General features: G+C 58.5%; 14 protein-coding genes. 9 read left to right on the top strand and 5 right to left on the bottom strand.

Features of this window, described 5'->3' with window-relative positions; genetic code table 11:
• Nucleotides 1–17: 17 nt before the first annotated feature.
• From AC0TNJ_RS14765 to AC0TNJ_RS14755, 3 genes are all read right to left on the bottom strand, one after another.
• Nucleotides 18–1961 carry a DEAD/DEAH box helicase gene (locus AC0TNJ_RS14765; RefSeq protein ID WP_473771505.1) on the bottom strand — a complete coding sequence of 648 codons (1944 nt, stop codon included), beginning with the start codon at nt 1959–1961 and terminating at the stop codon, nt 18–20.
• A 313-nt stretch (nt 1962–2274) separates the two neighbouring features.
• A complete protein-coding gene (gene polA, locus AC0TNJ_RS14760) occupies nt 2275–5232 on the bottom strand; it encodes a DNA polymerase I (RefSeq protein ID WP_473771504.1) in 2958 nt (985 codons plus the stop codon).
• 104 nt (nt 5233–5336) lie between these two features.
• Nucleotides 5337–5687: a cupin domain-containing protein gene (locus AC0TNJ_RS14755; protein ID WP_473771503.1), complete on the bottom strand. Its 351-nt coding sequence runs from the start codon at nt 5685–5687 to the stop codon at nt 5337–5339.
• A 380-nt stretch (nt 5688–6067) separates the two neighbouring features.
• Between AC0TNJ_RS14755 and AC0TNJ_RS14750 the strand changes: the two genes are divergently transcribed.
• Together AC0TNJ_RS14750 and AC0TNJ_RS14745 are read left to right on the top strand one after the other, a co-directional pair.
• Nucleotides 6068–7477 (top strand): dipeptidase, encoded by a 1410-nt coding sequence (locus AC0TNJ_RS14750; RefSeq protein ID WP_473768930.1) that lies wholly within the window; start codon nt 6068–6070, stop codon nt 7475–7477.
• Nucleotides 7478–7521: 44 nt separating this feature from the next.
• Nucleotides 7522–8139 carry a ribonuclease D gene (locus AC0TNJ_RS14745; protein WP_122003030.1) on the top strand — a complete coding sequence of 206 codons (618 nt, stop codon included), beginning with the start codon at nt 7522–7524 and terminating at the stop codon, nt 8137–8139.
• A gap of 5 nt (nt 8140–8144) precedes the next feature.
• On the opposite strand, the gene AC0TNJ_RS14740 is transcribed toward AC0TNJ_RS14745, so the two are convergent.
• The gene (locus tag AC0TNJ_RS14740) at nt 8145–9260 is read right to left on the bottom strand and encodes an acyltransferase family protein (protein ID WP_473771502.1); all 1116 of its coding nucleotides are present in this window, start codon (nt 9258–9260) and stop codon (nt 8145–8147) included.
• Between the two features lie 252 nt (nt 9261–9512).
• Between AC0TNJ_RS14740 and AC0TNJ_RS14735 the strand changes: the two genes are divergently transcribed.
• The 7 genes from AC0TNJ_RS14735 (at nt 9513) to AC0TNJ_RS14705 (ending at nt 17481) form a co-directional block, all read left to right on the top strand.
• A complete protein-coding gene (locus tag AC0TNJ_RS14735; protein WP_473768932.1) occupies nt 9513–10205 on the top strand; it encodes an outer membrane protein in 693 nt (230 codons plus the stop codon).
• Nucleotides 10206–10477: 272 nt separating this feature from the next.
• Nucleotides 10478–11170 carry an outer membrane protein gene (locus AC0TNJ_RS14730; protein ID WP_473768933.1) on the top strand — a complete coding sequence of 231 codons (693 nt, stop codon included), beginning with the start codon at nt 10478–10480 and terminating at the stop codon, nt 11168–11170.
• A 255-nt stretch (nt 11171–11425) separates the two neighbouring features.
• The gene (locus tag AC0TNJ_RS14725; RefSeq protein WP_473771501.1) at nt 11426–13732 is read left to right on the top strand and encodes a transglycosylase domain-containing protein; all 2307 of its coding nucleotides are present in this window, start codon (nt 11426–11428) and stop codon (nt 13730–13732) included.
• Between the two features lie 126 nt (nt 13733–13858).
• A complete protein-coding gene (locus AC0TNJ_RS14720; RefSeq protein WP_122003025.1) occupies nt 13859–14650 on the top strand; it encodes an SDR family oxidoreductase in 792 nt (263 codons plus the stop codon).
• Between the two features lie 87 nt (nt 14651–14737).
• On the top strand, nt 14738–15664 hold the full coding sequence (locus tag AC0TNJ_RS14715) for a carbohydrate kinase family protein (protein ID WP_473768936.1): 927 nt from the start codon (nt 14738–14740) through the stop codon (nt 15662–15664).
• Between the two features lie 20 nt (nt 15665–15684).
• On the top strand, nt 15685–16422 hold the full coding sequence (locus tag AC0TNJ_RS14710) for a class I SAM-dependent methyltransferase (RefSeq protein WP_473771500.1): 738 nt from the start codon (nt 15685–15687) through the stop codon (nt 16420–16422).
• Nucleotides 16423–16650: 228 nt separating this feature from the next.
• Nucleotides 16651–17481 carry a PhzF family phenazine biosynthesis protein gene (locus tag AC0TNJ_RS14705; RefSeq protein WP_122003023.1) on the top strand — a complete coding sequence of 277 codons (831 nt, stop codon included), beginning with the start codon at nt 16651–16653 and terminating at the stop codon, nt 17479–17481.
• A gap of 74 nt (nt 17482–17555) precedes the next feature.
• Here AC0TNJ_RS14705 and pncB read toward each other — a convergent pair whose 3' ends face one another.
• Complete coding sequence (gene pncB / locus AC0TNJ_RS14700) at nt 17556–18860, bottom strand: nicotinate phosphoribosyltransferase (RefSeq protein WP_473771499.1); 1305 nt, start codon at nt 18858–18860, stop codon at nt 17556–17558.
• Nucleotides 18861–18891 lie beyond the last annotated feature (31 nt).

Raw genomic sequence — 18891 nt, 5'->3', positions numbered from 1 at the left:
TATTCTGTGCAGTAAGTTTATTCGCCGCGACGCTTCTTGGCGTAACCGCCGCCTTCAGGCTTTTTACCGCCCTTTTTGAAGCCGTCTTTCTTGAAGTCGTCTCCGCGGGAAAATTCGCGCGGCTTGTCCCACTTATCGCCCTTGGAGCGGTCGCCCTTATAGCCATCGCTCTTGTAGCCGTCGCGGAAGCCGCCTTCCTTGAACTTGTCGCCACGCGGCTTGAAGCCTCCCCGACCTTCGCGCGGAGCAGCGTCGCCGCCTGCACCTGCGACGGCAGTGCGGATCACGAGACCCTTTTCGCCCGTGCCGCGTTCCTCGACCGAACGGCGGAACTCGTCAGCCTTCGAGGCTGTGATTTCGAAACGGGTTTCGTTGTCGAAAATCTTGATCGAACCGACATCACGCTTCGATACGTCACCTGCCTTGCAGATGAGCGGGAGCAGCCATTTTGGATCGGCGCGATGCTTGCGGCCAGCGGAGACTGAGAACCACACGCCGTCAAACGATGCATTGCGATCAAAACGCTCGCCCGGTTCACCACGATCACGGCGGTCGCCACGGTCGAAACGATCAGAACGTTCGCCTTTTTCAAAACGATCCCCCCGTTCAAAACGATCTTTGGGCTTCTTGCCGCCAACCGGATGCACCGGCGCGTCGGAAACTTCTTCCGCTGCCGGGTAGGAAGCCACTTCGCGGTTGAGGAAAGCACTCGCAATCTGTTCCGGCGTATAACGCTCGGTCAGCGCCTTGAGGAGATCCTGATATTCTTCTTCAACTGGCTGGTTGAAGACCTCGGCATTCAGGATGCGCTCGTTGGTCTTGCCCTGAACAGCGGCGATGCTTGGTGCGGGAACCGTCTGCGCATCGAGCTTCGCCATATGCAAAAGACGCTCGGCGGTGCGGCGGCGCGAGAACGGCACGACCAGAACACAGGTGCCCTTGCGACCGGCGCGGCCAGTACGGCCCGAACGGTGCAGCATTGTTTCTGGGTTGTTCGGCAGATCGGCGTGAATAACCAGATCGAGATTGGGCAGGTCGATACCGCGCGCGGCAACGTCGGTCGCGACGCAGACGCGGGCGCGGCCATCACGCATGGCCTGAAGCGCATTGTTGCGTTCGGCCTGGCTGAGTTCGCCTGACAGGGCCACCACGGCAAAACCGCGATTGGAAAGCCGGCTCGCCATGTGCTTCACCGCTTCACGGGTCGAGCAGAAAATGATCGAGTTCTGGCTATCGTAATAGAGCAGCGTGTTGATGATCGCGTGGTCGCGCTCATGCGGCGGCACCGGCATGGCGACATAATCGATGTCGGCGTGCTGGCTGGTTTCGCTCTGAACGGTGATGCGCAGCGCATCGTTCTGGAAGCGCTTGGCGAGCTGGGCAATCGGCTTCGGCACGGTTGCCGAGAACATCAGCGTGCGGCGGTCTTCCGGTGCTTCGCCGAGGATGAATTCGAGGTCCTCGCGAAAGCCCATGTCGAGCATTTCGTCGGCTTCATCAAGCACGACGGCACGCAGTTCCGACATGTCGAGGGCATCGCGGGTGATATGGTCGCGCAGGCGTCCGGGCGTGCCGACAACGATATGGGCGCCACGTTCGAGCGCACGGCGTTCGGTGCGGATATCCATGCCGCCAACGCAGGATGCGATGCGCGCGCCGGTATCGGCATAGAGCCATTCCAGCTCGCGACGAACCTGAAGCGCCAGTTCGCGCGTCGGGGCGATGATCATGGCAAGCGGAGCAGCCGCATCGCCAAAACGCAGCTCATCTTCGAGGATGGTGTTGGCCATGGCGAGGCCGAACGCGACCGTCTTGCCCGATCCGGTCTGTGCGGAAACGAGAAGGTCGGCATCGAGCGTTTCGGGAGCCAGAACAGCGTTCTGGACGGCAGTGAGCGTATTATAACCGCGAGCGGCTAATGCTCCGGACAGAGCCGGAGCGATGGTTTCGGGCAAAGACATGAACCACTTTCACGAAAAAAGCTTCTCAAGTCGTATACCCATTGGTCGCGGACCCACTTGTCCACGACTCCCCTGACGACCACCGAAGCAACAGAATTGATGCTTCCCTATAGGGTTGGGCCTACCACGTCAACCGTTTAAGGCTTTAGTTCCCCCGGTCAAGCGGTTCGACGCAGCAGATCGCCAGTCATTTCGGTGTCCAGAGGATGTGGTCCATCCACCCGGCTATCTCGTCGAAAAAGCTCGAAAATGAACCACATTTCCTTCGCCTTTTCTCCTCGTATCCAAACGGATGGCCTTACACCATTTTCACCTAGTGAGCCTCATCCCAGTTATGCGCTGCACGCGCATCGACATGCAGCGGCACGGCAAGCGAGACGGCAGGCATTGCCGCATTTTCCATCACATGACGCACGACCGGAATTGTCTTTTCGACTTCATTATCAGGCACTTCGAAGATCAATTCGTCGTGCACTTGCAGCAGCATGCGCGCGGCGAGATTTTCCGACTTCAGCGCATCCTCCATGCGGATCATGGCGCGACGGATGATATCGGCAGCCGAACCCTGAATGGGCGCATTGATGGCGGCGCGTTCGTTGAAGGCGCGTATCTGCGGATTGGATGCCCTGATATCGGGATAATGGGCGCGACGGCCAAAAATGGTTTCGACATAGCCATGCTCGCGCGCGAAAGCCTTGGTCGCCTCCATATAGTCCTTGATGCCGGGAAAGCGCTCGAAATAGGTGCGGATATATTGCCCGGCTTCCTCACGCGGGATGGAAAGCTGGTTCGCCAGACCGAAAGCGGAAATGCCGTAGATGATGCCGAAATTGATCGCCTTGGCGCGGCGGCGCACTTCCGACGGCATGCCCTCCACCGGCACGCCGAACATTTCCGACGCCGTCATGGCGTGAATATCGATGCCGTCGGCGAATGCCTGTTTCAATTGCGGAATATCAGCAACATGCGCGAGAACCCGCAGCTCGATCTGGCTGTAGTCGGCCGAAATCAGCTTGTTGCCGGGTTCGGCGATGAAAGCGGTCCTGATCTTGCGGCCCTCGGCGGTGCGCACCGGAATATTCTGCAAATTCGGGTCCGATGACGAGAGGCGCCCCGTCGATGTGGACGCCATCGCATAGCATGTATGAACGCGCTTCGTTTCAGGATTGATGAAACCCGGCAGCGCATCCGTATAGGTGGATTTGAGCTTGGTGAGCTGGCGCCAGTCCACGATCTTGCGCGGCAGCGGATGGCCTTCGGCGGCAAGGTCTTCCAGCACCTGCGCGGAGGTCGACCACTGGCCGGTCTTGGTCTTGGATGCGCCCGGCAGACCCATCTTGCCGAAAAGAATGTCGCCAAGCTGCTTGGGCGAACCAATGGTGAATTTCTCGCCCGCAAGCTCGTAAATTTCGTCTTCATAGGCAGCGGCAGCTTGCGCCAGATCGCCGGAAAGGCGCGAAAGCACCTGCCGGTCGACGGAAATGCCGCGCTCTTCCATGCGCGCCAGCACATCGATCAGCGGACGCTCCAGACGTTCATAGACCGACATCAGCCCTTCCGCCGCAAGGCGCGGCTTAAGCACCTGCCAGAGACGCAGTGTGACATCGGCATCTTCCGCCGCATAGGCCGTCGCCCGGTCGATATCGACCATATCGAACGTTACGGCGCTCTTGCCGCTGCCCGCCACGTCCTTATAGGCAATCGGCGTGTGACCAAGCCAGCGTTCGGACAGCGGGTCCATGCCGTGGCTGCCGGTGCCTGCGTCCAGTACATAGGAAATCAGCATCGTATCGTCGAACGACACGGTGTTGATCCCGTAGCGTCGCATGACCAGCCAGTCATATTTCATGTTCTGCGCGATCTTGAGAACCGAAGCGTCTTCAAGCACCGCCTTCAAGGCGGCCAGCGCTTCGCCCAGCGGAATCTGCCCCTCGACCATGCCGCCGCCCAGAAGATCACCCGCACCGGATTTGTGCTGGAGCGGAATGTAAGCGGCCCTGCCCGGTGCCAGCGCCAGCGAAAACCCGACCAGTTCCGCCTGCATTGGATCGACCGAAGTGGTTTCCGTGTCAAAGGCCAGGAGGCCGGTTTCCATCGCTTCAGCAAGCCAGAGCTTCAATGTCGCGATATCGCGAATGCAGGTATAGGCACTCGTATCGATCTTTTGCGCGCGCGCCGCTTCGGCACGTTTTTCGGCAAGCGCTGCCGGCCTGTACCCGGCTTCTGTCGTGGAAACGGTGACCGTTGCCGTCACGGCAACAACCGTCACTTCGCCGTCCGCCTTGGACGGAACATCCATGTCCGGCCCGTGAATATCGGCGGTGGATGCGTCGGCGCCCCAGCTTGTTTCGACATGGCAAGGCTCGACGGCTGAAGCGTCCGTGTCGGTCGCCTCGGCCACGCGGCGAGTGAGCGAGGTAAATTCCATAGCCTTGAGGAAACCGATCAGCTTCGGCCCGTTCTGCGGCTCCAGCACAAGCCCATCCAGATCGACGTCCAGCGGCACGTCGTTCTTCAGCGTCACAAGCTCACGAGCGATTTTTGTCTGGTCGGCAAAGGCCAGAATATTCTCGCGGCGCTTGTTCTGCTTGATTTCGGAGGCGCGGGCCAGAAGCGTGTCGAGATCGCCGAATTCCTCCAGCAATTGCGCCGCCGTCTTCGGCCCGATACCGGGAATGCCCGGCACATTGTCGGTGCTGTCGCCGGTCAGCGACTGCAGGTCGATCATCTTTTCCGGCGGAACGCCCCATTTTTCGATCACTTCGGGGATCGAAATCTGCTTGTCCTTCATGCTGTCATACATCGAAACGCTTGGCGTCACGAGCTGCATGAGGTCCTTGTCGGACGAAATGATCGTAACATCGCCGCCCGCTTCCGCCGCGATGCGGGCATAGGTCGCGATCAGGTCGTCGGCCTCGAAACCTTCCTTCTCGATGCAGGGCAGGTTGAAGGCGCGCGTTGCCTGGCGGATAAGGCCGAACTGTGGGATCAGGTCTTCCGGCGGCGCGGTACGGTTGGCCTTGTAATCGGGATAAAGCTCGTTGCGGAAGGTCTTCGACGAATAGTCGAAAATAACCGCGAAATGAGTCGGCACCACGCCGACATCCGTGTTGCGCGCATCCTTCAGGAGCTTCCACAGCATGTTGCAGAAGCCCGAGACGGCGCCGACCGGCAGACCGTCCGTCTTGCGGGTCAGCGGTGGCAGGGCATGATAGGCGCGGAAAATATAACCCGAGCCGTCAACGAGAAAGAGATGATCGCCTTTTTTCATGGCCCAGAATTAAAGGAAACCAAGCCTAATGAAAACCGGCCTTGTGTCAGGAGAAACAAGTGTCCACCGTTGGATTGCTGACAAGCCAGTTTTCTTGCTCGACGCTATTCCAAATCTTCCTGAATGAAGGTGCCAGACACATGAATGTCTATCATCTCCAGCAGACCGGGACCGACGTTCACATATTTGTGTGGAATATTGGCTCCGCCAAACACGACACTACCTTCATCGGCCTCGAATTGCTCTTCGCCAACCGTGAACAGAGCCCGGCCTTTGCGGACGATAAAAATCTCATCATAGGAATGGCGATGCAGTCTTGGTCCCCGTCCTGCCTCTTCTGTCGCATAGAACATTACCGAAGCGCCTGCACCGAACACATTGCCTTCAAACTCGCCGTGCCATTTGCCCGGCGTCTTCTCCCAGTCCTTTTTGCTGAGCATCGTAATCTTGGTCATAAGTGCCTCCATCCTCGAGCAATCTTCGATTAATACCGATAACCGATTACACACGTCACGATAACGGGTTTGTTACAGATTTGTAATCTTCCGTGCCCTTGAATAGCCACAGTTGAAAGGCCAAATCCAGGTCATCGACAGTTCGTCGGTCGCCGGTTTTCTGACCCGTCCCCCGTTGGATGCCGGATGTTAGCGGCAGCCTCATTTCCCCTCTCCGGGCTGCCGCTTTGAGTGTAGTGATATGGCCGTTACGGTAACCCCCTCACCGTAACGGCCAATTCATTTTTCGGAGAGCGTCTTCCCCTCGAATTGGGTTTCTTCTTGCCGACGCTGGTTGTAGTGTGCCGCCAGTTTACGTTACGACTCGTCAGGAAGTTTTCATGTCCCAGCAATCGTCTACGCCATCGCTCGACAAAGTCCTCACCCATCTCGACAACAATCTCGACAAGAGCCTCGATCGCCTGTTCGATCTCCTGCGAATCAAGTCGATTTCAACTGATCCGGCTTTCAAGGCCGATTGCCGCAAGGCTGCCGAATGGCTCGTCGAAGACCTGAAGACAATCGGCTTCGATGCAAGCGTGCGCGACACGCCCGGCCACCCGATGGTGGTTGCTCATCACGAAGGCGCCACACCCGATGCGCCGCATGTTCTGTTCTACGGGCATTATGACGTGCAGCCGGTCGACCCGCTCAATCTGTGGGAAAACGATCCGTTCGACCCCGCGATCAAGGATGTGGGAAACGGCCGCAAGATCCTGACCGGACGCGGCACGTCCGACGACAAGGGCCAGCTCATGACCTTTGTGGAAGCCTGCCGGGCCTACAAGGCCGTGAATGGCAATCTGCCAGTCAAGGTGACGTTGCTGTTCGAAGGTGAGGAGGAATCCGGTTCGCCCTCGCTCAAGCCTTTCCTTGATGCCAACAAGGAAGAACTCAAGGCCGATGTGGCGCTCGTCTGCGACACGTCCATGTGGGACATGGAAACACCCGCCATCAGCGTCGGCCTGCGCGGTCTCGTCGGTGAGGAAATCGTCATCAAGGCAGCCGACCGCGATCTGCATTCCGGCTTCTTCGGCGGCGCCGCGGCGAACCCGATCCATATCCTGACCAAAATTCTGGCCGACCTGCATGACGAAACCGGACGCATCACCGTGCCGAACTTCTATGAAGGCGTGGAGGAAACCCCGACGCAGATTCTGAAGTCGTGGGAAGGACTGGGCCGCACGGCAGAGAATTTCCTCGGCCCCATCGGCCTTTCCATTCCATCCGGCGAAAAAGGCCGCAGCGTGCTCGAACTCACCTGGGCGCGCCCGACGGCGGAAGTCAACGGCATCACCGGCGGCTATACCGGCGAAGGCTTCAAGACCGTCATCGCGGCACAGGCTTCGGCCAAGGTCTCGTTCCGCCTCGTGCACAACCAAGACCCTGTCAAGATTCGCGAAGCCTTCCGCGCCTTCGTGAAAGAGCGTGTGCCAGCCGATTGCTCGGTCGAATTCCATCCGCATGGCGGCTCGCCCGCCATTCAGCTGCCCTATGATTCCCCGCTTGTTTCCAAGGCCAAGGACGCGCTTTCCGACGAATGGCCCAAGCCAGCCGTGCTGATCGCCATGGGCGGCTCGATCCCGATTGTCGGCGATTTCGACAAGTTCCTCGGCATGGAATCGCTGCTGGTCGGTTTCGGCCTTGAAGATGACCGCATCCATTCGCCCAACGAGAAATATGAGCTGAACTCCTTCCACAAGGGACAGCGCTCATGGGCAAGGATTATGGCGGCTATCGCCTCCAAGTAGGGCAAGAATTATGGCGGCTATTGCCGCGAAGTAAGGACAACTGCATGACAATCCGTTTTCATAAAAACGATCTGCCGAACCTCGATCATTATCAGGTGGACGCGGTCGCCATCGACACCGAGACGCTGGGCCTGAACCCGCATCGCGACCGGCTTTGCGTGGTGCAGATTTCGCCCGGCGACGGTACGGCGGACGTGATCCAGATCGAGGCCGGACAAAAGAAGGCGCCCAATCTGGTGAAGCTTTTGAAGGATCGTTCGATCACCAAGATCTTCCATTTCGGGCGCTTCGATCTGGCGGTGCTGGCACAGGCTTTCGGCACCATGCCGCAGCCGGTCTTCTGCACCAAGATCGCCTCGAAACTCACCCGCACCTATACGGATCGCCACGGCCTGAAAGAGCTTTGCAGCGAACTTCTGGAGGTTTCGATTTCCAAACAGCAGCAGTCTTCCGACTGGGCGGCAGAAATACTATCGCAGGCGCAGCTCGAATATGCCGCGTCGGACGTCCTCTACCTCCATCGCCTGAAAGCCGTGCTTGAGCAGCGGCTTGAGCGCGACGGTCGCACGAAACAGGCCGAAGCCTGCTTCAAGTTCCTGCCGACGCGCTCGGAACTCGACCTGATGGGCTGGCCGGAAGACGATATTTTCGCGCATTCGTGATGAAATCAAACGGCGGCGGCAGCCGCCGTTTTCTTTTGCGGTTGGCCGTCGATATAGGCCCAGTCGGGACGGCGGAACAGGAATTTGCCGTAACCGCTCCACTGGATAAGACCATAAAGAATGACCGGCCCAATGACGCCGCTTGCCGTCGTCAGAAGCGAGACGGTGCCAATATCGCCGATACCGAGTTTCAGCAGCACGGTGCGGGCAATGGCCATCGGCAGGAAAAAAGCCAGATAGACGACAATCGAATGCGCGCCGAGCCAGCTCAAGCCTCGATGCAGCCAGTTTGCCGCTGGCAGGAGGCTGAGAAGTGAGGAAACGGAAATGATTGCCAGCGCGCCCACCACTCCGAGCAGCAGGGAAACCACCGGCAGGTCGCTGACAGCACCGCGACCGTTCAGAAGATCGCTTGCGGGCGATATCAGCCCGGCGAGACTTTCCGGCACCGGCATGAAGACGAGCTCATATTCGACAAAACCCCAGGCGAGCAGACCGGCAATGCCGATGAGCGGGCGCTGGCGCAACCAGTCTGCGGCCCGGAAAATGGCGGGCGCAAAAGCATAGCCCGCATAGAAATAGACGAAGCGCGAACAGAATTCGTCCACCATGACCCAGCCGGTATGGACCGGCAGAATTTCGAGAAATGCCAGCGCGGTAAAGGTGACGCCCATCGGCACGCGCTTCAAAAGCCGCGTCGCGATGAAGAAGACGGGCAGGATATAGATGAACCAGAGCGTCCCGAACGGCTCGATGAATGCCAGCAGATAGGCGTTCACCACACCCGACATTCCCGCCTCGCTGGCGATGCCGGGCGCCTTGAAGGCGAACTGGATCGTCAGCCACAGAATATAGAAATAGAGAAAGTGCACGACCTTGCGGTCAAGGTAGCGCCGCCAGGGCCTGTCGATGACAACACTGAGGAAGAGGCCTGAAATCATGAAGAAATCCGGCATGCGGAACGGCTTGGCGAAGGCGACCACATAGTGCATCCAGCCTTGCGCGCCGGCTGCCTTCTCGACACCGAGCGTCGAGTGCAGCATCACCACGAAGATGATGCAGATGCCCTTGGCAATATCGACCCAGTCGACCCGCCCATTCAAACCCTGGATATGATGCATTTGCGGCCCCCGGCAAGTTTTCCCGCTCTCTATAACCCGAACGGCGGCATAATCACATACCGAAGGACTTGGGTGAACCTGCGCCATATTGCGCCTCGATCATATCAAGACTCATCACAAGGCAATCACAGGAACGTGTATTGCTTCCGTCACATTCCGCTTGATGTGTCCCGTTTGCTACAGACTTTTGGCAGTAATCGCTTATATTAGGGACAAATATTGGTTCTGAGACTTTCCTTCAGGAGGTTTATCATGAAGCTCAAGGCCCTTCTTCTTGCATCGACTGTCGCCCTTGTGGCCGCTACGGGCGCAAAGGCTGCCGACGCCGTCATCGAACAGGAACCAGCCCCTGTTGTGGTTGCTCCGTCCTTCACCTGGACCGGCGCTTACATCGGTGGCCAGATCGGCTACGGTTGGGGCAAGTCGAACTTCGACGGCGATATCTACAGCTTTGGCGACATCAAGCCAGACGGCTTCCTCGGCGGCGTTTATGCCGGTTATAACTTCGATCTCGGCAACAATATCGTTCTCGGTATCGACGGTGATGTGACCTATAACGACGTTTCCAAGGGCGTTGACGTTTTCGACGCGGCTGGCGCTCCAGCAGGCGACTTCGAAACCAAGCTTCGCTGGTCCGGTGCCGTTCGTGCCCGCGTCGGCTATGCGGTTGACCGCTTCATGCCTTACCTTGCTGGCGGCGTGGCCTTTGGCAGCGTCAAGAACAGCGGCAGCATTGATGGTGTCGGCAGCTTCTCCGAAAGCAAGACGCTTACCGGCTGGACCGCTGGCGCCGGCGTCGACTACGCGGCAACCGACAACCTGATCGTTCGCCTCGAATACCGCTACACCGACTACGGTGACAAGGACATCGACTTCGGCGGACTGAACATCAATCAGGACTTCAAGACCAACGAAGTTCGTCTCGGCGTTGCATACAAGTTCTAATTCGGATTGAACCGAATTTCGAAAAGGCCCCGCATGCGGGGCCTTTTTTTGTTTGGGTGCCATGACAAAGTTTGAACAATACTCATAAGAATATTAGCGTATAATTGTTTTTCATAAATAAGTAATATTAGTATTTGATAAATATAAAATACTCAATCACTCCGAAACCATCAGTAATTATTTTATGTTGCCATTTTACTACATACATCGACGGCAAACGGACTTATATCCTTAGTGGATATTCACTGACATATATTTCAAAGGGCCCTTCCATGAATCTTAAAGTCATTCTTAGCGCATCCCTTATCGCAATTGCCGCTAGCAGCAGTGCCTTTGCAGCGGACGCGATCATGTCGCAGGAACCTGCTCCGTTCGCAGCGCCGGTCTTTTCGTGGGGCGGCGCCTATATTGGTGGCGAAATCGGCTGGGGCTGGGGTCGCGGCAAGCTGGATGGCGACTTCGACAGCTATTCCGAATTCAAGCCGAACGGCTTCCTCGGCGGCGTCTATGCCGGGTACAATTTCGACATCGGCAATAATGTCATCCTCGGTATCGACGGCAATTTCGACTATAACGGCCTGAAGGAAACACACGACTATTTCAGCGTCGGCGGCCGCCCTATTCAGACCTCGCTTGAATCGAAACTGGAATGGTCGGGCGCGGTGCGCGCGCGTGCCGGTTACGCGATTGACCGTTTCATGCCTTACATCGCAGGTGGCGTGGCGTTCGGCAGCGTCAAGAACTCCGTGGCCATCGGCGACAACTATAGCTACAGCGATAGCAAGACGCTGACCGGCTGGACCGCAGGTGCGGGCATCGATTATGCGGCGACCGACAATATCCTGCTGCGCCTTGAATACCGCTACACCGATTTCGGTAACAATGACTTCGATTTTGGCGATATCAGCACCCGAGGCTCCTACAAGACCAACGATATCCGCCTCGGCATCGCCTACAAGTTCTAAGCAAAACAGAGCTTACAAACAGGAAAGGCTCCACTCGGGTGGGGCCTTTTTTGTGCATGGCTGATTTAGGCTGCAAACCACAAGTTAATTCGTCACTACAGCCTACCCCCTTCAAACTGCCGCATTTACCCTGCACCGGATTAGGCCCTTGTTTGCTTTTTCGGCGCAAAATCCCGTAAAGCACTCAACAACATTGAAATTGACCGGTCCGCATCACGATTGGACCGGCGAGCGGGTGGGCGGATCCAGACTGACATGGCATCGCGTGACGACAAAAACCGGCGCATCGAACCTTCCTTCGGTGGCGAAGAGAAAAAAGATGACGAGGTTTTTCGTGTCGATGAGGAGGACCGCATGGCACGCGCACAGCAGCGCCGACGCAGGCGACCAGACGAAGCTGAACCACGTTCTTCGCGACGCGGCAAAAGAAAGCCGCGCGGCTTTTTCGGCTTCCTGCGCCGTTCGATCTACTGGTGCCTGGTGCTTGGACTTTGGGGCGGCATCGCCTTTGCCGGCATGCTGGTCTATTTCGCCGCCAAGATGCCGCCGACGACCGACTGGGCCATTCCCGACCGACCGCCCAATGTGCGCATCGTCGATGTCAACGGAAACCTGATCGCCAATCGCGGCACCACCGGCGGCGAGGCCGTGGGGCTGCATGAAATGTCGCCCTTTATCCCGAAGGCCGTCATCGCCATCGAGGACCGGCGCTTCTACTCGCATTTCGGCATCGACCCCATCGGTCTGGCCCGCGCGGTGGTAACCAACGTCGTTTCGGGCCGCGCGGTCCAGGGCGGATCGACACTCACCCAGCAGCTCGCCAAGAACCTGTTTCTTTCTCCCGACCGCACGCTGGAGCGCAAGGTGCAGGAAGTCATGCTCGCGCTGTGGCTCGAGCATAAATATACCAAGGACCAAATTCTGGAAATGTATCTGAACCGGGTCTATCTCGGTTCAGGCGCTTTCGGCGTCGATGCGGCGTCGCGGCGCTATTTCGCCAAGTCGGCCAAGGACGTGAATCTGATGGAAGCGGCAACGCTTGCCGGTCTTCTGAAGGCGCCCTCGCGCCTGTCGCCTGCCCGTGACCCCGAAGCCGCCGCCGCGCGCGCCAAGCTGGTGCTGGGCGCGATGCGTGAGGAAGGCATGATCGATGACAGCCAGATGGCCATCGCCGAGAGCGAGCCGATGACGCGCGCGTCGTCCTACTGGCAAGGCTCGGAAAACTATGTCGCCGACAAGGTAGTAGCCGAGCTTCCCGAACTGATCGGCGAAACGAAAGACGACATCACCGTTCAGACCACGATCGACCTCAATCTGCAACGCGCTGGCGAAGAAGCGATCAAGGACCAGATTTCCCAGAACGGCAAAAAGATGAATGCCAGCCAGGGCGCGCTTGTTTCCATCGACAGCACCGGCGCGGTTCGCGCCATGGTCGGCGGTGTGGATTACGCCACGAGCCAGTTCGACCGTGTCACCGATGCCCGCCGCCAGCCCGCATCCTCCTTCAAGCCCTTCGTCTATCTGACGGCGCTAGAACAGGGCAGGACGCCGGACTCGGTGCGCAATGACGCCCCGGTCCGCATCGGCAAATGGACGCCCAGCAACGATAACGGCAAGTATATGGGGCAGGTCACGCTCGCGACCGCGCTTTCCCATTCGCTGAACTCGGTTGCCGCGCAGCTCGTGATGGAAGTCGGCCCGCAGACGGTGATCGACACCGCGCATCGGCTCGGCGTTCAGTCGAAGCTCGAAGCCAATGCCTCGCTGGCCCTTGGCACATCGGAAGTGACATTGCTGGAACTGACCGATGCCTATGTGCCCTTTGCCAATGGCGGCTATCGCGCGCCGGTCTATTTCATCACCAAGGTAACGGACGCGGACGGCAAGGTTCTTTACCAGAAGGAAGACGGCGTTGGCCCGCGCGTCATCGACGAGCGCAATGTCGGCATGATGAATGCGATGCTGCGGCGCACCGTGGAGGACGGGACCGCAAAGCGCGCCGCCTTCGGCTGGCCCGCCGCAGGCAAGACCGGCACCAGCCAGAATTTCCGCGATGCGTGGTTTGTCGGCTATACGGCCAATCTCACCACCGGCGTATGGTTCGGCAATGATGACGGCAAGGGGATGAAGCGCGTATTCGGCGCGACGCTTCCCGTCGCAGCCTGGAAAAGCTTCATGAGGGAAGCACACAAAGGCGTGCCCATTGCAGAGCTTCCGGGCCACTACGACATCCAGAACGTTGTTCCCGGCGGCAGTGACGGCATCGATCCGAACGCGCCTTACGATCCAAACATGATGCCGCAGGATTCCTATGGCAACCAGCCGATAGCGGGCAATGGCGATGACGGCTATTGGCCGCCTGCGCCGGATTCTCCGGTTCGCAGCGGCATCCAGCAATCAAGCCAGGCTGGCTATCCGCTTGCCGAACAGCCCGGCGCGGCCACATACCCCGCCAATGCCAATGATAATTACCGTCCGATGCCGCCCGGCGACGTAGGACAACCGCAGCAGTCGGGAAAATCCACGACATTGCTCGATATCATCATGGGCAATTCCCAGTAGATAACCGATGGCCGCCTGCCGGCGGCCTTCCTCGCGATCAAGTGAAGCCGCCTCAATGCAAGCTTGCTAATTCTTCTCGAATTCTTGAGCGGCTTGGTCTATTCAAGATTGGAGAGCGAGGTTTCCATGTCCCAAGTCACCAAAACAGCCGTTGCCGGTTCCGATACTCCCAAGGCGGATGCCGAACGCAAAACACTGGTCCTGACCGGGGCCAGCCGTGGCATCGGCCACGCGACCGTCAAGCGTTTTTCGCGTGCCGGGTGGCGCGTCATCACCTGCTCGCGACAGGATTTTTCCGACAATTGCCCATGGCCCGCCGGCCCGGAAGATCACATCAAGGTCGATCTGGCCGATCAGGAAGATGTCGGCAAGGCAATTGCCGAAATCCGCCGCCGTCTCGAGGCTGATGGCAGCAAGCTTCATGCACTGGTCAACAATGCAGGCATCTCGCCCAAGGCTGAGGGCGGACGCCGCATGAACTCCATCGAAACGCCAATGGCCGTCTGGCGCGACGTGTTCCAGGTCAACTTCATGGCGCCGATCATGCTGGCGCGCGGCCTGTTCAAGGAGCTGGAAGCAGCACAGGGCTCGGTCGTCAATGTGACCTCGATTGCGGGCAGCCGCGTGCACCCCTTCGCCGGAACCGCCTATGCAACGTCAAAGGCCGCATTGGCCGCGCTGACCCGCGAAATGGCGTCCGACTTCGGCCCCTATGGCATCCGTGTCAATGCCATCGCACCGGGCGAAATCGATACGGCGATTCTTTCGCCGGGCACCGACAAGCTGGTGGAACAGCTTCCCATGCGCCGCCTCGGCAAGACATCGGAAGTTGCGGAAACCATCTACTTCCTTTGCTCCGAAGCTTCATCCTATGTGACCGGCTCGGAAATTCATATCAATGGCGGCCAGCACGTCTGATATCCAAACAAGGTGCGGAGATTGAAATTCTCCGCGCTTTTGTGTTTATGTTTGTTTCAATCGATTTAACAACTGAGTTGTGTCTTCATGATCCTATGCTGCGGTGAATCCCTGATCGACATGCTGCCACGCGAAACCGCAGCGGGCGAAACCGCCTTCCAGCCCTTCGCAGGCGGCTCGGTCTTCAATACGGCCATCGCGCTTGGGCGTCTCGATGTTCCGACCGGTTTCTTTTCCGGCATTTCGTCGGATTTCTTCGGTGAGGTGCTGCGCGATAATCTGGCGCGATCCAATGTCGATTATTCCTTCGCCGCAATCTCGGATCGCCCCACCACGCTGGCTTTCGTGCGTCTGGTTGACGGACAGGCACGTTATGCCTTCTACGATGAAAATACCGCAGGCCGCATGCTCACCGAAAGCGACATGCCCTATGTCGACGATGCCGTCGATGCCATGCTTTTCGGCTGCATCAGCCTGATTTCCGAACCGTGCGGCAGTGTCTATGAAGCGCTGATGACGCGTGAAGCGCCGAGGCGCGTCATGTTCCTCGACCCGAATATCCGCGCAAGCTTCATCACCGACCGTGAAAAGCATCTCAAGCGCATGAAGCGCATGATCGCGCTTGCCGATATCGTGAAACTTTCCGACGAAGACCTTGCCTGGTTCGGCGAAAAGGGCAGCCACGACGAGATCGCCGCCGAATGGCTGAAGCTTGGGCCTAAACTGGTGGTCATCACCAAGGGGGCGCATGGGGCCGATGCCTATACAGCCAAGGCCACCGTGCACGTGCCGGGCGTGAAAGTGGATGTGGTCGACACCGTTGGCGCGGGCGACACGGTCAATGCGGGCATCCTTGCCAGCCTTCACAATCAGGGCCTGCTCGACAAGGATGCGCTTGCAGACCTTACCGAAGACCAGATTCACTCTGCTGTCGCGCTGGGGGTCCGGGCTGCTGCCGTGACCGTCTCGCGCGCAGGGGCAAACCCGCCATGGGCGCACGAGATGAAGGATTGACGCACGGAACGAGCGAGATCATGGCTCAGAATATTTATGACCGCGACGATTTCTTCACCGCTTACAGCCAGCTGCCGCGGTCGGTCCATGGATTGGAAGGCGCGCCGGAATGGCCTTTTGTCCGCTCGCTTCTGCCCGACCTGAAAGGCCGCGACATTGCCGATCTCGGCTGCGGCTTTGGCTGGTTTTGCCGCTTTGCCCGCGAGCAGGGTGCCGCTTCCGTCATCGGCTATGATCTTTCGGAAAACATGCTCGAACGCGCGCGCCGCGACACCAAGGACGATGCTGTTCGCTATATTCAGGCAGATATGGAGGAGCTGGAACTTCCGGAGGCGAGCTTCGATCTCGTCTATAGTTCGCTCGCCTTTCACTATATCCGCGATTTCCCGCGTCTCTTGAAAACGATCCATGCGGCTTTGCGACCGGAAGGCCGTTTCGTATTCACGATCGAGCATCCGATCTTCATGGCGCCATTTGCGCCGGGCTGGATTGAGGACAAGCAGGGCCAGAAGCGCTGGCCTGTCGATCATTATGCCGTGGAGGGCGAGCGGCGAACCGACTGGCTGGCCGAGGGCGTCATCAAATATCATCGCCGTCTCAGCACCACGGTCAATGCGCTGATCGACGCCGGGTTTTCCATTCATCAACTGGAAGAATGGCGTCCGTCGCCAGAGCAGATCGCGGCATGGCCGGGGCTGTCGGAGGAAATGGAGCGGCCCATGCTGTTGATAGTTTCCGCTAGTGTGGTGGATTTGTAGTTCCTGTCATTTGCGAGGCATCCGCGTTGAGGAACTTCAAATCCGTAAACCACACTAGATTCAATATGTTACTAGTGTGGCTTTGAATCCGAAATTCGTTCACGGCGCTGCTCCTAAGTGATGCGAATTTCGAATTCGCCACACTAGCCGACAGACGGCTTGACCCGTCACATTTCACGCTCTTTATAGGGGTGGGCGGGACACGAATCAGACTGGCGAGGAGAAACCATGGACGTGTTGCGCATTGCTGCCTTTTCGCAAGGCAATCAGGGTGGCAATCCCGCTGGAGTGTTGATCGCCGATCACCTGCCCTCCCCGCAAGACATGCAGAAAATCGCCAAGGATGTCGGTTTTTCGGAAACCGCCTTTGCCGCGCCGGAAGGCGACAGCTGGCGCGTTCGTTATTTTGCGCCCGAAATGGAAGTTCCGTTCTGCGGCCATGCCACCATTGCTCTCGGCGCTGCATTGGCCATGCGAGAAGGCGACGGGCGCTTCGCGCTCAAGCTCAACAATGGCGATATCAGCGTCGATGGCCGCAAGGAAGGCGAGCTGTTTGCGGCGAGCCTGCAATCGCCGCCAACCCGCCAGCGTGCGGCCAACGACGCGGAAGTGGAGCAGGCGCTGGCGCTGTTCAGTTTCGAAAAGGACGATCTGGCGCCCGGTCTTGCACCTGCGCTGATCCACGCCGGGGCGGACCATATCGTGCTGCCGCTTCGCTCACGCGAGAAGCTCGCCTCAATGCACTACGACATGGCGCGCGGGCGCACGCTGATGAACCGGCAGGGCTGGACGACGATCCTTCTCATCTATTCCGAGACGCCAAAGCGCTTCCACAGCCGCAACCCGTTTGCATCGGGCGGCGTTTATGAAGATCCGGCGACGGGTGCCGCGACCGCTGCCTTTGCTGCTTATCTGCGCGACAGCGGCTGGCCGCATGGCGGCGAGATCGAAGTGTTTCAGGGAGAGGATATGGGCAGCCCGTCGCATCTGCGCGCCCAGATCGGTAATGAGCGCGGCGGCTCCATTCGCGTTTCCGGCACTGCGCGGTTGATGGAATAGAGCATGTCTCCCGAAAGTGGAAACCAGTTTCGGGATAAAGACATGCGTAAAACCAATAGACCCGCCGCAACTCGTCAGACTTTGACGAGTTGCTCCACCCGCTCCTCATTTCCGAAGAATTTGAGATAGCGCGCCACTTCCTTAGGATCGCCGGTCGCCTTTTGCGGATTGTCGGAAAGCTTGACCGCCGGATGGCCGTTGGCATCGATCACCTTGCAGACCAGCGAGATGGCATTCAGCCCCTCGATTTCCTTCGGGGCGCAACCTGCAAAATCATTGGTGAGATTGGTGCCCCAGCCGAAGCTCATGCGCACCCGCCCCTCGAAGTGGCGATAGGTCTCCTCGATCGTATCCACGTCGAGCGCGTCGGAAAAGATCAGCAGCTTTTCGCGCGGGTCCTTGCCGCGCGACTTCCACCATTCGATGATGCGCTCGCCGCCTTCGATGGGCGGGGCGCTGTCGGGGCGGAAACCGGTCCAGTCGGCAACCCAGTCCGGCGCATTGCGCAGGAACGCGGCCGTGCCGAAGGCATCGGGCAGCACGATCAGGAGATTGCCGCCATAGTAGCGGTTCCAGTCCTGCAACACGCGATAAGGCGCCGAGCGCAGTTCTTCGTCATTCTTGGCAAGTGCTGCCAGCACCATCGGCAATTCATGCGCATTGGTGCCGAGCGCTTCAAGGTCCGTATCCATGGCAAGCAGCACGTTGCTGGTGCCGGTGAAAGCATCGCCGATGCCTTCCTTCAAAGCTTCGACGCACCAGCGCTGCCACAGGAAGGAATGACGGCGACGGGTGCCGAAGTCCGAAATCTTCAAGCCTGGAAGCTGGCGCAGGCGTTCGACCTTGCTCCACATCTTCGCCTTGGCGCGGGCATAAAGCACGTCGAGCGAGAACGGCCCTAGGTTTTTCATCGCCGCGCGCGAACGCAGTTCGTTGATGATGGCAAGGGCTGGAATTTCCCACATGGTCGTGTGCGACCAGGCGCCATGGAAATGCAGCTCATACTGGCCATCCTTGCGGCGCAACTCATATTCCGGCAGCTGGAAATCATGCAGCCAGTTCAGGAACTCGGGCTGGAAAATCTGCTTTCGGCCATAAAAACTGTTACCCGCCAGCCAGATCATTTCCTTCTTGGAGAAGCGCAACGTGCGGGCATGGTCGAGCTGCGCGCGCAATTCGCCCTCATCGATTTCATCGGCAAGGCGCACGGAGGTCGTGCGGTTGATGAGAGAGAAGGTTGCGTCCACCTTGGGGTAAAGGCCCCAGATCATCTGCAGCATCAGAAGCTTGTAGAAGTCCGTATCCAGAAGGCTGCGGACGATGGGATCGAGCTTCCATGCGTGATTATAGACGCGGCGCGCAATATCAGTCTTGGCCATGACGGCCTCCATTGCATGATCATATGCTTCA

The sequence above is a fragment of the Ochrobactrum sp. PL_is483 genome (assembly GCF_055816855.1).
This window is presented reverse-complemented; position numbering and strand designations above follow the sequence as displayed.

Bases quoted from the DNA above. Each gene is read 5' to 3' on its own strand.
- AC0TNJ_RS14705 (WP_122003023.1), top strand. From the start codon at position 16,651: ATGGACGTGTTGCGCATTGCTGCCTTTTCGCAAGGCAATCAGGGTGGC.
- AC0TNJ_RS14720 (WP_122003025.1), top strand. From the start codon at position 13,859: ATGTCCCAAGTCACCAAAACAGCCGTTGCCGGTTCCGATACTCCCAAG.
- AC0TNJ_RS14710 (WP_473771500.1), top strand. From the start codon at position 15,685: ATGGCTCAGAATATTTATGACCGCGACGATTTCTTCACCGCTTACAGC.
- AC0TNJ_RS14725 (WP_473771501.1), top strand. From the start codon at position 11,426: ATGGCATCGCGTGACGACAAAAACCGGCGCATCGAACCTTCCTTCGGT.
- AC0TNJ_RS14750 (WP_473768930.1), top strand. From the start codon at position 6,068: ATGTCCCAGCAATCGTCTACGCCATCGCTCGACAAAGTCCTCACCCAT.
- AC0TNJ_RS14730 (WP_473768933.1), top strand. From the start codon at position 10,478: ATGAATCTTAAAGTCATTCTTAGCGCATCCCTTATCGCAATTGCCGCT.
- polA (WP_473771504.1), bottom strand. From the start codon at position 5,232: ATGAAAAAAGGCGATCATCTCTTTCTCGTTGACGGCTCGGGTTATATT.
- pncB (WP_473771499.1), bottom strand. From the start codon at position 18,860: ATGGCCAAGACTGATATTGCGCGCCGCGTCTATAATCACGCATGGAAG.
- AC0TNJ_RS14765 (WP_473771505.1), bottom strand. From the start codon at position 1,961: ATGTCTTTGCCCGAAACCATCGCTCCGGCTCTGTCCGGAGCATTAGCC.
- AC0TNJ_RS14715 (WP_473768936.1), top strand. From the start codon at position 14,738: ATGATCCTATGCTGCGGTGAATCCCTGATCGACATGCTGCCACGCGAA.
- AC0TNJ_RS14745 (WP_122003030.1), top strand. From the start codon at position 7,522: ATGACAATCCGTTTTCATAAAAACGATCTGCCGAACCTCGATCATTAT.
- AC0TNJ_RS14735 (WP_473768932.1), top strand. From the start codon at position 9,513: ATGAAGCTCAAGGCCCTTCTTCTTGCATCGACTGTCGCCCTTGTGGCC.
- AC0TNJ_RS14740 (WP_473771502.1), bottom strand. From the start codon at position 9,260: ATGCATCATATCCAGGGTTTGAATGGGCGGGTCGACTGGGTCGATATT.
- AC0TNJ_RS14755 (WP_473771503.1), bottom strand. From the start codon at position 5,687: ATGACCAAGATTACGATGCTCAGCAAAAAGGACTGGGAGAAGACGCCG.